We start from the raw sequence: 14,324 nt of genomic DNA on the forward strand, positions 1-14,324 counted from the left end.
TCTACACCGCCATTGCCACTGGCCTTCTTCCTTCAGGGAGTCATTGACGTATCTAATAACTCTATTGAAACAGCAAAGAAAATTATCCAGCTCAAGGAGACGCTGATTGAAAGGTTGCTGGAGAAAAATATCGGCGGTGTGTATGCGGTAAAGCTGATCGATACACTCTTTGATCGCCCGATCATCACGATCGGGCAGGTGACAGAGGAGTTACGAATAAGCCGCCAGTCTGCAACCAATCTCGTGGGAAAATTTGAGAAAATTGGAATACTTGAAGAGATTACCGGGAAAGAACGATATAAGCAGTATATGTTTGTAGACTATGTCAGGATAATCGAGGAGGGAACACGAATATAATTCTCTTTACCCCCCAGACGCAACAAGAATCGTGCCAATAGACACACATCCCCTGCCGGCAGATGATTTCACCAGAGACCGGACAAAATACCAGGGCATTCACCATATCCGGAATGGCACAAGCCCTCAAATCCACCATCACTCCTTCTTTCCGGGCAACAGCCCCCTGGCCCCCTCATCCTCTGTGAGCCGGCAGGTGAGCCAGCTTTTCAGTGGGAACTAATCAGGAGAAATGGCAGATCATAACCGGATACCTTCCCTGAGCACAGTCTGTATAAAGGAGTTCTCCTCCAGAATCAGAGCCTTAAACTCGTCCTGCGTATAACAGATCGGCTCGATGGGAAGATCGGTCAGTTCACGGAAAGCAAGCGAACGGAGGTGAAAGCGTTCGGGAAAATCACCAATCAGGATGAGATCAATATCACTCCCCTCGTGGAAATCCCCCCTGGCAAGTGATCCAAACAGAATGACGACTGCCACCCTCCCTGACTGACGGATCGCATCTGCAAAATCCTGTACCTGGTCCCTCAGCCGTAGAGCAGCTTCTTTGCGATCCCGTAGATCAATTCTGCTGATCTGATGCATTGTATCGCATCCTCCTCTTCAAAATATTCTGATGGGGTCAGATTTCCAACAATACTGTCCGGGTAGCGTGAGGTGATATAAACGCTATCAAGAAGTTTTGCCTCGGTCTTCAGAGCCATGATCTCATTCGCAAATATACCAATCTCGATGATGAGTTCAAAGATCGAATGGGTTAGAATCCTCCGAAATCCCCTTGCATACAGCAGAGCCTTGAGAACCTTTTCGCTACTCTGCTGTGCCTGAAAACATGCCCACTCATAATCACCGGATGAATGGCTGTTCTTCGAGCTTCTCAGATCCTTCTCACCCTGACGAAACCAGCGTTCCGCCTCTCGTTCATTTGCATCCATTGCTGGTACCAGATTCCCCACGCTTCTTTCTGATGATGAGAGAGTATGACATATCAATATTCCCTTTATTCACAGGAATATCTGAGATAACCACTGCAACAACCCACCAGATCCACCATCACTCCTTCTTTCCGGGCAACAGCCCCCTGACCCGCTCCCCGCCCTCTGTGAGCCGGTAGATGATCCAGTTCCCGCTCTGCTCACCGGCGATCAACCCTGCATTCTTCAGGATCGAGAGATGGTATGAAAGACGGGAGTCGGCGATCCCAAGAACAGCCCGGATGACACAGACACAGAGGGGCTGGACCGCAAGGAGGGTGAGGATCTTGAGCCGGAGGGGATCTGCAAGTGCCCGGAAGGTTGAGACGGCCTCTTCCACCACCTCTTCGGGAGGGAGCCGGCCGATCAGCCCGGTTATTCCCCCGCATTCGCAGAGGGAGGATTCGATCTCTGCCGGCAGCTCCATCCAGCCATCTTCATCTGCCCTGCCAGTGGCCTGCCCTTCCCTTCTCCCACCTCTTTGTATCATATCAGGAATACCAGAATAGAATCAGTCCGAAGCAACAAAAAGCTATTTCAAAAAGTTCCGTAATAGAAAGGTATATAGCCATCAACCACGGAGATCATTTCAACAAAATTTGAAATCAGGAGCTGAGAGATGGACAACAATACAGAGAAGAAGAGGAGGAGCCTGTGACAGACCTCCTCACCGGCTCCCTCATGATGGGATGGACGACACTTGCAGAATATCTCGCCGAGCATGTCGTCACCTGCCTCATCCCGGCATTCTTCATCGCCGGAGGTATCGCCGCCTTTATCAAAAAAGACGCGATCATGAAGTACTTCAGCCCTGATGCGCCCAAAGCCGTCGCATACGGGATCGCATCCGTCTCAGGCACCGTCCTTGCCGTCTGCTCCTGTACCATCCTCCCGATGTTCGCAGGCCTCTTCAAGCGGGGGAGCGGGATTGGGCCTGCCATCACCTTCGTCTATGCAGGCCCGGCGATCAACATCCTTGCGGTCGTCTATACCGCCAAGGTACTCGGTTTTGATCTCGGCCTTGCACGTGCCGTCTTTGCCATCATCCTGGCAATCGCAATCGGCCTGATCATGGCGGCACTCTTCCGTTCAGATGATGAGGCGACGAAGAAGAGGATGGCGGCGATGCCGCAGGCACCGACGGGTGACGAGGAGCGGCCGAAATGGATCGTCCCGCTCTTCTTCATCCTTCTCATCGGTATCCTGATCGTCGGAACAGCCGCGATCGACTGGATGATCAAGTTCCCGATCATCTATGCCCTCACCCTCGGGGTGGCATATCTCCTGATATACTTCTTCGAACGAGACGAGGTGACCGAGTGGGGATGGGAGACCTGGGATCTTACAAAGAAGATCTTTCCGATCCTCCTCATCGGAACATTCGCCCTCGGGATGCTCGCCTTCTTCCTCCCACCGGAGACCTTTGCCCCGTACTTCGGAGAGAGCACCCTCCAGGCAAACCTCCTCGCCTCATTCGTCGGTACCATCCTCTATATGCCGACGCTCCTTGAGGTCCCGGTGATCGGAACGACATTCGGCTACACATCAGGGATGATGGCACAAGGGCCGGCACTGGCTCTTCTCCTCTCCGGACCGACCGTGAGCCTCCCCTCGCTCCTCGTCATCTCACGGATTATGGGGGTGAAGAAGACCGTCGTCTATGCAGTTATCGTGATCATCTTCTCTGCCCTCGCCGGATTTGGCTATGGACTTATAATGGGGTGAAGAGGATGGTACACCTGAAGAAGCCATGCTGTGCCGCCGATGCACTCCGGCGGATCAGGCAGATTGATATTGGGGGTATCAGCGTCGGCCTTGTCCTGCTCGACGAGATCATCAACAAAGTGTTGATCATGAACCTCGAATCAGACGACCGTATCGCAGAAGAGCTTATAAAATATACAAAAATCTTTAACTATATTCCCCCATCAGCAGAGGAGACGTACTGCACTGCCCTGATGAGAGAATACAGACATAAGGTGAAACCATGAAGATAGAAGTCCTTGGAACCGGATGCATGAAATGCAAACGCCTTGCAAAGAATGTCGAGAAAGCCGTTGCCGAACTCGGGATCTCAGCCGATATTGTGAAGGTGGAGGAGATCACCGCCATCATGGAACGGGATGTAATGCTCACACCCGCGTTAATCGTTGATGGGGAGCTGAAGGTCTCGGGCAGGGTTGCGGATGTTGCCGAACTGAAAGAGATCCTTGGAGGTGCCTGATGGCAGACCAGCCAGGCTGCAGATGCGGATGCACCGATGACCTCGCGATCAAACGGATCATCTTCCCCTGTGCCGGGGTTGCCAATGTCGGCCAGATCACAAACAGGGCCGCAATTCAGCTGACTGAGGAAGGATACGGCGGGGCCGCCTGTGTCGCCCTCCTTGCCACCGGATCAGAGGGGCTGAAGGCGAACCTTGCCACAACAGATGAGATCATCATCCTGGACGGATGCCCGGTCCAGTGCGCCCGTACAATCGCCGATGCAGAAGGGATAACCTGTCATCAGCATATCATCGCCACCGAATGCGGCATCCGGAAGGGTGGATCCAAGGAGTACACCGACGATGACGTGGAGACGATCGTATCCGCAGCCTGGGAAGGCGCAGGACGGAAAGGATAACCATACCATGAGAATGGAGGCTCTGCCAGCAGATACCTGACAACGGGGGATACTATGGAGAACAGACAACTGAGTACCTTTGAAAAATACCTCACCCTCTGGGTGGGACTCTGCATCATCGGGGGGATTGCCCTTGGGAGGGTGGCGCCCGGGATTGCCGTCACCCTTGATTCCTTTTCTGTGTACCAGATCTCGATTCCTATCGCAATCGCCCTCTTCTTCATGATGTACCCGATCATGGTGAAGATCGATTTTGGGGAGGTTATGAAGGCGGCAAAGACCCCGAAGCCGGTTGCGCTGACGCTTTTTGTCAACTGGGCGATCAAACCCTTCACGATGTTTGCCATCGCCACCTTCTTCCTCGGGTATCTCTTTGTTGACTTCCTGCCGGGAACCGAGATCCTGCTTGATGGGAGTGAAGTCTATCTCTATCAGAGCTACATCGCCGGGTGTATCCTCCTTGGCATCGCCCCCTGTACCGCGATGGTGCTGATGTGGGGATACCTTTCGAAGGGGAACCAGGGGCTCACCCTTGTGATGGTGGCAATCAATTCACTATTGATGCTCTTCCTCTATGCGCCGCTCGGCGGGTTCCTCCTCGGCGTAGCTGCGATGCCGATTCCATGGGAGACGATCCTCCTCTCGGTTGCCGTCTATGTCGCCCTGCCCCTTGCCGCCGGATACCTGACCCGCCGGTGGATCCTGCAGTACAAAGGAAAAGCATGGTTTGAGACGAAATTCCTCCATTACCTAACACCGGTATCGATCATCGCCCTCCTTGGGACGCTCGTCCTCCTCTTCTCCTTCAAAGGAGATGTCATCGTCCAGAACCCATTGACGATCCTCTGGATCGCAATCCCGCTGACGATACAGACGATTCTGATCTTCATCATCACGTACTTCCTCCTCGCCCGGCACCTGAAGCTCCCGTACGAGGATGCAGCACCTGCCGGGCTGATAGGGGCATCAAACCACTTCGAGGTGGCAATAGCAACCGCCGTCATCCTCTTTGGACTCTCATCAGGTGCGGCACTGGCAACCGTCGTCGGGGTACTGATCGAGGTGCCGCTGATGCTGATGCTGGTGAAGATATGCTTACGAACACAGGGACTATTTGGAGGTGAACCCGTATGAAATTGGAAAAAATCCTTGTCCCGATTGAGATCCACGGTTCAGCAAAAGCAATGCTCCCGGCTGTGGAGGAGATTGCCAGAACAGGAGTGGACGATATCACCCTTCTGTACGTGATGAATATCAGGGATACCGGGGGAGATCCCAGCCTCCTTGAACATGATAAAGAAGTGATGAATACCTGGAAAGGACGGCTTTTTGCCTGTGGTACCCAGGATATAAAAACCGATGTAAGGAGCGGCATCCCCGGGATTGAGATCATCGAGGCGGCAGAAGATGAAAACCCATCCCTCATCGTGATGGGATCACATGGACGAAGCCTCATCCCGAGAATACTCCTTGGCAGCCAGACCGATTATGTTCTCAGCCAGGCAACCCACCCGCTTCTCATCCTCAGGCTCTCTATCCTGAAGGAGGGAGATCCAAACACCTGCACCCTCAGCACAAAGACGGTCTTTCAGAAGATCCTGTTTCTGACAGACTTCTCTGAAGACGCAGAGAAGTGTATTCCTTTTATCGAATGGATGAGTGCTGCAAACCCCGAGTCCCTGATCATCATGCATGTGCAGGATACACGCCGCCTCTGGTCAGCGACGAAGGAGGAGATCATCGCCTTCAATGAGAAGGATGCGGTACGGCTGGCAGGGCTTAAGGAGCATTTCAGGAATCTCGCAATCCCGCAGATCGTCACCGAGATGGTGACCGGAAATGCCATTGACGAGATTCTCAGTGTTGCTGAAACATTCCGGCCAACTGTGATTGTGATGGGTGCAACCGGCCGGACAGGAACCAGAAGAACAACTCTTGGAGGGGTGGCAGAGGCAGTGAGCCATCGTGCCGGATGCCACACCCTTATCGTGAGGTGAATTATGAAGAAGATACTTTTTGTCTGCACACATAATGCCGGGCGATCCCAGATCGCCGAAGGATACATGAACGCCCGCTATGGGAACCGCTTTCAGGCTTTCTCTGCAGGGAGCGAACCAGTAGAGAGTATAAACCCGTATGCAGTTTATACCATGGCTGAGATAGGGATCGATATCAGAGACCAACGCCCGAAACTGATCGACGACTTCGATGGCATCGAAATGGATCTCCTCATCACCCTCTGCGACTCCGGTACCTGCCCGCTCTTCCCGTGGGCGAAGGAGACGATCCACCAGACCTTCCCGGATCCGTCAAAGATAACCGGTACCGAGGAGGAGATTCAGGCCGGCGTCAGGGAGATACGGGATGCTATCACGACCTGGATCGATGAGAGCTTCGGGAAAGCATGAGCTATACCATCATCACCTGCTCAGGCATCTCGAATACCGGCAAACTCACCACCCGGTCTGCGGCTCTGCTTTATCAGCGATGCGCAGGCGAGATCGACTGCTGCATCCCCGCAACACGGGAATGCGAAGTGATCGATGAGGTACTCCGGCATACAGAAGAACTCCTCATCCTTGACGGATGCACTGACTGCTGTGCACTGAAGAAGATTCACCATCTTCAGAGAAGGCCGGATCACCACATCATCGCCACCGAATGTGGAATTGTAAAAAATGGGATGAAAGAGCCGACATTTTCGGAGATAGAAGAGCTTACCGCAGTTATCCAAAAAAGAATCAAAAGGGGATAACCCCTCCATCCTTTGAAGACCCGGCCTACTTCACGATCATCACAGGGCAGGAGGCATGCTGTGCCACCTTCTGGCTGACACTTCCAAGCACCGCCCCTTTCAGAGAGCCAAGCCCACGGCTCCCGATGACGATCAGATCAGCTCCAACCTTCTCAGCGGTTTTGATGATCTCAATTGCCGGGCCACCCATCCCGACCTCAAGCGTATAGGACACCCCTTCCTTTTCGATGATATCAAGGATCATCCCTGCCATCACACGTGCATCCTCTTCAAGAACAGCATGGACATCATAATTCGCCTTCACAATCCGTGACTGGTTCGGCGGTTCGGGAGCGATGCAGACGACGACAAGCGACGCCCCGTCAAGTGCAAGGACGAGATCAGAAGCTTGTGCTGCTGCACGCTTTGCATTCTCTGAACCGTCAATAGCAAGAAGTATCGTCTGAATCATAAGGAGCCTCTATCCGGTATCGGCGCACCGGAGCAAATACACCGGCACATCTGTTTCAAAGAGAGCAACCCCCCACCATATAAGAGTGTCGGAGCACGAAAACACAAATCAGACAGTACTTTATGGTATATGAATGGCGATGTGTGTTGCATCTATGGTAATGCCAAACCCCTGAAGAGCAATGGCCATCATACCATACAAATAACGAGGATACACCGTGAATTTTAATATAAAAGCAGATTTGAACGCGCTAAAAAAGGCGTGGTTCTCCAATATAAAGGGAGATACCCTCGCCGGCATGACGGTTGCCCTTGCTCTCATCCCTGAAGCGATTGCATTCTCCATCATCGCCGGGGTCGATCCGATGGTCGGTCTCTACGCCTCTTTCTGTATCGCCGTCATCATTGCATTTGCCGGTGGCAGGCCGGGAATGATATCCGGTGCAACCGGTGCGATGGCTCTGGTGATGGTCGTCCTCGTCCGTGATCACGGGCTCGAATATCTCCTTGCAGCGACCATCCTGGCAGGCACCCTGCAGCTTCTCCTCGGCTTCTTCAATATCGGGCGATACATCAGGTTCATCCCGTACTCAGTCGTCCTTGGGTTCATCAACGCCCTCGCGATCCTGATCTTCATGGCACAGCTCCCGTTCCTCGTCGGAGTCTCCCTCGCGGTCTACATCCTGGTCGGGGTAACGATGGCCATCATCCTGCTCCTTCCCCGCCTGACACGGGCGGTCCCGCCCGCACTCGTTGCGATCGTTGTTGTGACTGCTGCTGCCATCGCACTGAAACTTGATCTCCTCACCGTCGGCGGAATGGGCGAGATCACCCGGGCACTCCCCATTTTCCATATCCCGGAGATCCCGCTCACACTGGAGACCCTGCTGATCATCCTCCCCTACTCAGTAACCCTCGTCATCGTCGGTCTCCTCGAGTCACTCCTCACCGCCTCGATCGTCGATGAGATGACCGATACCGAGAGCGACAAGGATCGTGAGATCAAGGGGCAGGGGCTTGCCAACACCATCACCGGTTTCTTCGGAGGAATGGCAGGATGTGCGATGATCGGCCAGTCCGTCATCAACGTCAAATCCGGAGGGACAGGGAGGCTCTCATCCCTCGTTGCAGGCCTTGTTTTGATCACCCTCATCATCGTCTTTGGAGATATCGTCTCACAGATACCGATGGCAGCTCTCGTCGGGGTCATGATCATCGTCGCTGCCAGTACCTTTGAATGGGACTCGATCAAAACCCTCCACAAGATTCCACGGGGGGATGCCGCAGTGATGCTCGTCACCGTGGCGATCGTCGTCTATACACATGATCTTGCAAAAGGAGTCATCGCCGGTATCCTCCTTGCAATCCTCATCTTTGCGTGGAAAAGCTCGATCATCCATGCAACCTCCACCATCAGGAGCGATGGAGTGAAGATCTATACCATGAAAGGGCCGCTCTTCTTTGGAACGACACCAACATTCATGGACTTCTTCGACTACACAGGAGACCCTGAAAAGGTGGAGATCGACTTCCGGCAGTCCCATATATGGGATCAGTCCGGGGTTGAGGCGATCACAAAGGTGATCCACCGGTACCAGCAGCAGGGGAAGTCTGTCTATGTAACAGGACTCAACCCGGAGAGCCAGGAGACCCTGGATCGGGGCTACTCCTGAGTACTACCATACCCCGCATAACCGTATCACTTGATGATGGAGAAGAACAGAAAACCACTGATCATCTATGGGAGAGATTCATATCGCCGGATGGGAGACCAGATTCTGGGCATGGCTTATCGATCTCATCCTCATCTCCGTGAGCATGAGGCTTATCGATCAGCTTATCTCTTCCATCACGGGATGGAGCCCTGCATCTGAGCTTGCATTCTCTGCCGGTACCTTCTGGTTCATCACATCATTCTGGTCAGGGAGCGTTCTTCTCTTCTTCTACTGGACCATTATGGAGGGAACAGGCGGCCAGTCTGTCGGGAAGATGGTGATGAACCTCAAGGTGACAGGGAGAAGAGGAGAGACCGCGGGCATCCCCAGAGCCGCAGTCTCCGCATTCGGAAAAGCATTCATCCTTCCCCTCGACTGCCTCATCGGATGGCTCGGGATGCCGGGAACCGGTCTGCGCCTCGCAAACCGGATCTCAGAGACGATGGTGATCCGGTCTGAATACCCTGAACCGGAAGGTGTAACATACATCCGCAAGGACGACTGATTCAAGAGGATAGATGACGAACCCGATCACCATGCAGGTGCGCACCATCACCTACTCACGGAACGTCTTCCTCCCCTTAACGACGGTCTGCCATAATATCTGTGGATACTGCTCATATCGGACACCTGTGCGGGAAGGATGCATCATGGAGCCCGATGCAGTTCGGGAAAGCCTCAGGCTCGGCGCTGCTACGGGCTGTACCGAGGCACTCTTCACCTTCGGGGAGCGCCCCGGGGAGGTGGAGGGGTTCACCCCCCTCCTCCGGCGGTTCGGGTACGACGACATCCTCGACTACTGTTATGATCTCTCAAAAGAGGCGATCGAAGCAGGCCTTCTCCCCCATACAAATGCAGGAATCCTGACCTCCGAAGAACTTGAGCGATTCAGGACGGTCAACGCAAGCATGGGGCTGATGCTTGAGACGACCGCACGGATCCCCGCGCACAGAGAGTCACCGGGAAAGGATCCCGACGTCAGGATCGCTATGATCGAGGATGCCGGACGGCTGAAGATACCCTTTACAACAGGCCTCCTCATCGGGATCGGCGAGACGGAAAAGGACAGGGTGGAGTCACTCGAGACGATTGCCGGGATTCACCGGAGATACCACCATATCCAGGAGGTGATCATCCAGAACTTCTGCCCAAAGCCGGACACCCCGATGGGCAGGGACGGAACCGTCGGCAAAGAAGAGTTCTCAGAGACGATCAGGCTCGCCCGCGCGATCCTGCCTGACGATGTTGCTGTACAGATCCCCCCAAACCTCGCCGATGCAGAGGAGTTCATCGGATACGGGGTCGATGATCTCGGCGGCGTCTCCCCGGTGACCGTCGATTACATCAATCCTGAACATCCATGGCCTGAACTTGAGCGCCTGCGTGAAATCACACACGGATACAGGCTTGTGGAGCGGCTCTGCATCTATCCGCAGTACATCCGGAAGGGGTGGTTTGATCCGGCACTCACACCACTTATCATGGATCTCGACAAACAGATACAGGAGCGAAATCCATGACGCAGGGTGAACTTCTCTACAGTGGCAAAGCCAAGACCATCTACCTCTCAGACAAGCCTGATGAACTCATCGTCTCCTTCCGTGACGATATTACAGCATTTGACGGGGGAAAGAAGGATCGGCTTGAGGGGAAAGGTGCCTCAAATGCAGATGTATCAGCATTTCTCTTCCAGCTTCTTGAGAAGGGCGGGGTACCGACCCACTTCATAAAGATGGAAGATCCGATCACCATGAGGGTAAAACGGCTCTCGATGATCCCCCTTGAAGTGATCGTCAGAAACCGTGCCGCAGGATCCATCGTCCGGAGATACCCCTTCATTGAAGGACATATCTTTGAGAAACCCATCATCGCCATCGATTACAAGGATGATACACGGAATGATCCGATGGTCAACGATGAGATCATCATCGCCCTCGGTCTGATGACCCAGGAGGAGATCCAGACGGTCAGGGCAGAGGCGCTGCGGATCAACGAGATCCTCAAGAGCTTCTTTGAGAGCATCGGTATCGACCTCATCGACTTCAAGGTCGAGTTTGGCAGATATAATGACCGGATTCTGCTCGGAGACGAGATCAGCATGGACTCGATGCGGCTCTGGGAGAAAGGGACACACACATCCCTCGACAAGGACGTCTATCGGTTCGGGAAAGGAGATGTCATGGAAAGCTACCGGGCAGTCACCGGGAGAATCACCGGGAGCGGAAAACTATGAAGTTTGATCTTATCATCACCATCAGCTTAAAAGAAGGGATGCTCAATCCGGAGGCAGGAGCAATCCAGCGTGCCATTGCACACCTCGGATATACAACAGACCAGGTGAAGACATCCGACCAGTTCAGAATCACCCTTGATGCAGAAGATAAGGAGAAGGCAGAGGATATTGGACGGGATATCTGTGAGCGGCTCCTTGCAAACCCGGTGATCCACCGGTACGATATCGAGGTCCTCTGATGCGGGCTGCGGTTATTCAGTTCGGGGGGAGTAACTGCGATCGGGATGTTGCATATGTGGTCAGTGAGGTATGTGGTGCCGACTGCGACCTCATCTGGTACAAAGACGGGATCACCCGGGAGTACGATGCGATCATCCTTCCTGGCGGCTTCAGCTACGGTGACTATCTCCGGGCAGGAGCGATCGCCGCCCGCACACCGATCATGGCAGATGTCATCAGAGCAGCAGAAAAAGGGACACTCGTTCTCGGAATCTGTAATGGTGCACAGATTGCCGCAGAGAGCGGACTGGTACCGGGAGTCTTCACCATCAACGCCTACCCGAAGTTCATCTGCGAACCCGCCTGCCTCAGGGTCGAAAACACCACCTCTCCATTCACCAGGCTCTATAATGAGGGAGAGGTCATCAGCATTCCGATCGCACATAAAGAAGGGCGCTATATCATCCCGGATCCAGACCTGCAGCGCCTTGAAGCAGAGAAGAGGGTCGCCTTCCGGTTCTGTGACAGGAACGGAAATGTCAGTGATGCCGCCAATCCAAACGGATCAACCGGAAATATCACCGGTCTCCTCTCTGAAAAGGAGAACGTCCTTGTGATGATGCCCCATCCCGAACGGGCATCTGAGGAGATACTCGGATCAACTGACGGGAAGAAGATCTTCGATTCGATGATCGCATATACCGAAGAATCATAAGGAGGCGCGTTATGGATGAACTTGAGGCGGCACGACTGATCCGCGACTGGGCGAAACGGTACGCAGAAACGAATGGATTAAAGCTTAACCCGGACGCAAAGCAGCTCGATGCCGTCATCCGAGGCCTGGCCAGAAAGATGGTGCGGCATGGGGAACGATACTGCCCATGCAGGATTATGACCGGGGATCCTGACGTTGATGCAAAGATCATCTGCCCCTGCATCTACCATATGGATGAGATCAGGGGCGATGGCCACTGCCACTGCAACCTCTTCTTCAGAGAGTAGCCGGCAACCAAATTTTTTTATTTGAGGAGTGATCATCCTCCCCTATGCAGAAGATGCGTGCTGAGATCCTCTCCTGGGCGCAACAATATGCCGAAGAGAACGGATGGGTTCTCAATCCGGATCCGGTTGTGCTCGATGCCGTGATACGGGGTCTTGTCCGGAACCAGATGAAGAAGGGCGAACGGTACTGCCCATGCAGGATAATGACCGGTGAGCCGGAGGCAGACACTGCAATCATCTGCCCATGCAGGTATCATACCGACGAGATCGCCTCAGACGGACACTGTCACTGTAACCTCTTCTTCGATCACAGCTGAGAGCAAAACTCAGCGGCGCCGGTGAAGAGAGTTCCGTGCCATCCGTATCGCACGGGATATGATATAGATCCCGACGATCACAGCAATAGCATACCCGGTAAAGGCGATATACCCACAATACCGGATCGTTGTATCGGAGGCGATGATAAGAAGGGATGATCCGATAACGATCGATGAGATAAGGAGGGTGATCGTCATCCGGTCGGTTGACCGATCGATCGTCTCCTGAAGCCTTCTGATATCATCGGCAACGATATCAACACGAATCTTCCCTTCACCGACCCGCCTCAATGCAAGATTCACCTGATCAGGAATCCTCAGGAGTGCCTGTAATGAGGATATTCCTGTTCTAATCTCTTTTTTTATCGCATCAGGAGAGAAGTACTGTTCCTGCATTATCTCTTCGAGATATGGACGCACCCTCCGGTTGAATACAAAGGATGGATCAAGCAGGAGCGCGATCTCGGTGACCATCCCAAGCACCTTCATCAACCTCATAAATTCCCCGGGAACCCTGACCTGGTACTTTCTCAACATCTCAGAGAGCTCAATGATCACCTTTGAAAAGTCATACTGGCTCACTTCATAATCTGAATAATCCATCAGGAGCAGATAGAGATCATCACGGAAAAGCTCTTGTTCTTCATCAGGGATGGAAAATCCGAGATCAGAGAATGCCTGGAGAGAGATATCCACGTCAGCGGTAACCAGGCCATGGACAAGCCGGATAAATATTTCACGCCGATCCGGACGGAGAAGCATACAGATGCCAAAGTCGAGGAATGCCAGATCCCCGTTCTCCATGACAAGGAGGTTTCCAGGATGCGGATCACCATGGAAGAAGCCATCCACCATGATCTGGTTGAGATAGGCGGCAAATCCTTTCTCGGATATATCCTTTGAATCAAGTCCCATTCGCCTGATCGATTCCGTATCATCGATACGGACGCCATCGATAAACTCCATCGTCAGAACCCGCCGGGAGCTCACCTCCCAGAAGATCCTCGGAACCCTGATGCCTTTTATCGAGGACATATTATTTCTGATCCTCTCGGCATTCTTCCCATCACGGGTAAAATCAAGCTCTTTTCGGATCTGTACTGAAAAATCACGGACGATGCCGGTCGGGTTGAAGACCCGGAGATCCGGGAAGACACGCTCAATCCGTTCTGCAAGCGATGTGAGGATGAGGAGATCGGTCTCGATCACCTCCCCGATACCCGGACGCTGAATCTTGACAGCAACAACTGTGCCGTCACTGAGGATCCCGCGATGCACCTGGGAGAGAGAGGCAGCCGCGACAGGAAGAGGATCGATATACTCAAACTTTTCTTCCCATCCGGGGAGGCTCTCGTCAAGGATCACCCGGATCTCAGAGAAGAGGAGCGGGGGGACCTGATCCTGGAGCCGGAGGAGTTCGGCGATCATCTCCGGCGGGAAAAGTTCGCGCCGGGTACTCATGATCTGGCCAAATTTGATATAGGTCGGCCCGAGCTCTTCAATCGCACAACGTATCCGCTCATACACGGAGTACCCTTTCTCTCTCCCATCAGGTCCCCTGGAGAGGAGACGATGGGGGAGGCCGGGGAAGAGCTCGCCGACAGCGATCCCAAAACCATGCTTCACAAGGATATCAGCAATCTGGCCGTACCGTCTCATTCCTGCAAACATCGGATC

The 14,324-nt window shown here is 53.5% G+C and carries 22 protein-coding genes; 17 read left to right on the plus strand and 5 right to left on the minus strand.

All coding sequences use genetic code 11. The features are described from left to right. The coding region (locus tag RJ53_RS08205; RefSeq protein ID WP_281412437.1) for a helix-turn-helix domain-containing protein at positions 1 to 357 on the plus strand (357 nt) is incomplete at its 5' end. Between the two features lie 240 nt (positions 358 to 597). Here RJ53_RS08205 and RJ53_RS08210 read toward each other — a convergent pair. The 3 genes from RJ53_RS08210 to RJ53_RS08220 form a co-directional block, all read right to left on the minus strand. Next, complete coding sequence (locus RJ53_RS08210; protein ID WP_211531144.1) at positions 598 to 942, minus strand: nucleotidyltransferase domain-containing protein; 345 nt, start codon at positions 940 to 942, stop codon at positions 598 to 600. Continuing rightward, positions 885 to 1,292 carry a HEPN domain-containing protein gene (locus tag RJ53_RS08215; protein WP_211531145.1) on the minus strand — a complete coding sequence of 136 codons (408 nt, stop codon included), beginning with the start codon at positions 1,290 to 1,292 and terminating at the stop codon, positions 885 to 887. The genes RJ53_RS08210 and RJ53_RS08215 overlap by 58 nt, the downstream gene beginning before the upstream one ends. Before the next feature lie 118 nt (positions 1,293 to 1,410). Beyond that, on the minus strand, positions 1,411 to 1,758 hold the full coding sequence (locus tag RJ53_RS08220) for an ArsR/SmtB family transcription factor (RefSeq protein ID WP_211531223.1): 348 nt from the start codon (positions 1,756 to 1,758) through the stop codon (positions 1,411 to 1,413). A gap of 227 nt (positions 1,759 to 1,985) precedes the next feature. Between RJ53_RS08220 and RJ53_RS08225 the strand changes: the two genes are divergently transcribed. From RJ53_RS08225 to RJ53_RS08260, 8 genes are read left to right on the plus strand one after another with little or no spacing between them, the layout of a single operon-like run. Continuing rightward, positions 1,986 to 3,056 carry a permease gene (locus RJ53_RS08225; RefSeq protein ID WP_211531146.1) on the plus strand — a complete coding sequence of 357 codons (1,071 nt, stop codon included), beginning with the start codon at positions 1,986 to 1,988 and terminating at the stop codon, positions 3,054 to 3,056. Between the two features lie 5 nt (positions 3,057 to 3,061). After that, positions 3,062 to 3,322, plus strand: a complete 261-nt coding sequence (locus RJ53_RS08230; protein ID WP_211531147.1) for a hypothetical protein — start codon at positions 3,062 to 3,064, stop codon at positions 3,320 to 3,322. Next, on the plus strand, positions 3,319 to 3,555 hold the full coding sequence (locus RJ53_RS08235) for a thioredoxin family protein (RefSeq protein WP_211531148.1): 237 nt from the start codon (positions 3,319 to 3,321) through the stop codon (positions 3,553 to 3,555). Before RJ53_RS08230 ends, RJ53_RS08235 begins: the two co-directional genes overlap by 4 nt. Beyond that, positions 3,555 to 3,956 carry a putative zinc-binding protein gene (locus RJ53_RS08240; protein WP_211531149.1) on the plus strand — a complete coding sequence of 134 codons (402 nt, stop codon included), beginning with the start codon at positions 3,555 to 3,557 and terminating at the stop codon, positions 3,954 to 3,956. Before RJ53_RS08235 ends, RJ53_RS08240 begins: the two co-directional genes overlap by 1 nt. A gap of 54 nt (positions 3,957 to 4,010) precedes the next feature. Next, positions 4,011 to 5,090 carry an ACR3 family arsenite efflux transporter gene (arsB, locus tag RJ53_RS08245; protein WP_211531150.1) on the plus strand — a complete coding sequence of 360 codons (1,080 nt, stop codon included), beginning with the start codon at positions 4,011 to 4,013 and terminating at the stop codon, positions 5,088 to 5,090. Next, a complete protein-coding gene (locus RJ53_RS08250) occupies positions 5,087 to 5,953 on the plus strand; it encodes a universal stress protein (protein WP_211531151.1) in 867 nt (288 codons plus the stop codon). The genes arsB and RJ53_RS08250 overlap by 4 nt, the downstream gene beginning before the upstream one ends. 3 nt (positions 5,954 to 5,956) lie before the next feature. After that, entirely contained in the window at positions 5,957 to 6,364 is a 408-nt protein-coding gene (locus RJ53_RS08255; protein ID WP_211531152.1) for an arsenate reductase ArsC, read from the plus strand. Then, on the plus strand, positions 6,361 to 6,711 hold the full coding sequence (locus RJ53_RS08260; RefSeq protein ID WP_211531153.1) for a putative zinc-binding protein: 351 nt from the start codon (positions 6,361 to 6,363) through the stop codon (positions 6,709 to 6,711). Before RJ53_RS08255 ends, RJ53_RS08260 begins: the two co-directional genes overlap by 4 nt. A gap of 25 nt (positions 6,712 to 6,736) precedes the next feature. Here RJ53_RS08260 and RJ53_RS08265 read toward each other — a convergent pair whose 3' ends face one another. After that, complete coding sequence (locus RJ53_RS08265) at positions 6,737 to 7,162, minus strand: universal stress protein (protein ID WP_211531154.1); 426 nt, start codon at positions 7,160 to 7,162, stop codon at positions 6,737 to 6,739. 217 nt (positions 7,163 to 7,379) lie between these two features. Here RJ53_RS08265 and RJ53_RS08270 point away from each other — a divergent pair, with 217 nt between their 5' ends. From RJ53_RS08270 to RJ53_RS08305, 8 genes are all read left to right on the plus strand, one after another. Beyond that, a complete protein-coding gene (locus tag RJ53_RS08270; RefSeq protein WP_343221865.1) occupies positions 7,380 to 8,834 on the plus strand; it encodes a SulP family inorganic anion transporter in 1,455 nt (484 codons plus the stop codon). 67 nt (positions 8,835 to 8,901) lie between these two features. After that, positions 8,902 to 9,381, plus strand: coding sequence for an RDD family protein (locus RJ53_RS08275; protein WP_211531156.1), 480 nt, complete (start codon positions 8,902 to 8,904; stop codon positions 9,379 to 9,381). 31 nt (positions 9,382 to 9,412) lie between these two features. Continuing rightward, positions 9,413 to 10,396 (plus strand): 7,8-didemethyl-8-hydroxy-5-deazariboflavin synthase CofG, encoded by a 984-nt coding sequence (gene cofG / locus RJ53_RS08280; RefSeq protein ID WP_211531224.1) that lies wholly within the window; start codon positions 9,413 to 9,415, stop codon positions 10,394 to 10,396. After that, complete coding sequence (purC, locus tag RJ53_RS08285) at positions 10,393 to 11,109, plus strand: phosphoribosylaminoimidazolesuccinocarboxamide synthase (protein ID WP_211531157.1); 717 nt, start codon at positions 10,393 to 10,395, stop codon at positions 11,107 to 11,109. Before cofG ends, purC begins: the two co-directional genes overlap by 4 nt. Beyond that, a complete protein-coding gene (purS, locus tag RJ53_RS08290) occupies positions 11,106 to 11,348 on the plus strand; it encodes a phosphoribosylformylglycinamidine synthase subunit PurS (RefSeq protein WP_211531158.1) in 243 nt (80 codons plus the stop codon). The genes purC and purS overlap by 4 nt, the downstream gene beginning before the upstream one ends. Then, positions 11,348 to 12,043, plus strand: a complete 696-nt coding sequence (purQ, locus tag RJ53_RS08295) for a phosphoribosylformylglycinamidine synthase I (protein WP_211531159.1) — start codon at positions 11,348 to 11,350, stop codon at positions 12,041 to 12,043. Before purS ends, purQ begins: the two co-directional genes overlap by 1 nt. An 11-nt stretch (positions 12,044 to 12,054) precedes the next feature. Then, positions 12,055 to 12,330, plus strand: a complete 276-nt coding sequence (locus tag RJ53_RS08300; protein ID WP_211531160.1) for a ferredoxin-thioredoxin reductase catalytic domain-containing protein — start codon at positions 12,055 to 12,057, stop codon at positions 12,328 to 12,330. A 44-nt stretch (positions 12,331 to 12,374) separates the two neighbouring features. Further along, positions 12,375 to 12,647: a ferredoxin-thioredoxin reductase catalytic domain-containing protein gene (locus RJ53_RS08305; protein ID WP_211531161.1), complete on the plus strand. Its 273-nt coding sequence runs from the start codon at positions 12,375 to 12,377 to the stop codon at positions 12,645 to 12,647. 9 nt (positions 12,648 to 12,656) lie between these two features. Here the strand turns inward: RJ53_RS08305 and RJ53_RS08310 are convergent, their stop codons facing one another. Then, the gene (locus RJ53_RS08310) at positions 12,657 to 14,306 is read right to left on the minus strand and encodes an ABC1 kinase family protein (RefSeq protein ID WP_211531162.1); all 1,650 of its coding nucleotides are present in this window, start codon (positions 14,304 to 14,306) and stop codon (positions 12,657 to 12,659) included. Positions 14,307 to 14,324 lie beyond the last annotated feature (18 nt).

Origin of the sequence: Methanocalculus chunghsingensis, from assembly GCF_018132105.1 — an archaeon.
Taxonomy (GTDB): domain Archaea; phylum Halobacteriota; class Methanomicrobia; order Methanomicrobiales; family Methanocorpusculaceae; genus Methanocalculus; species Methanocalculus chunghsingensis.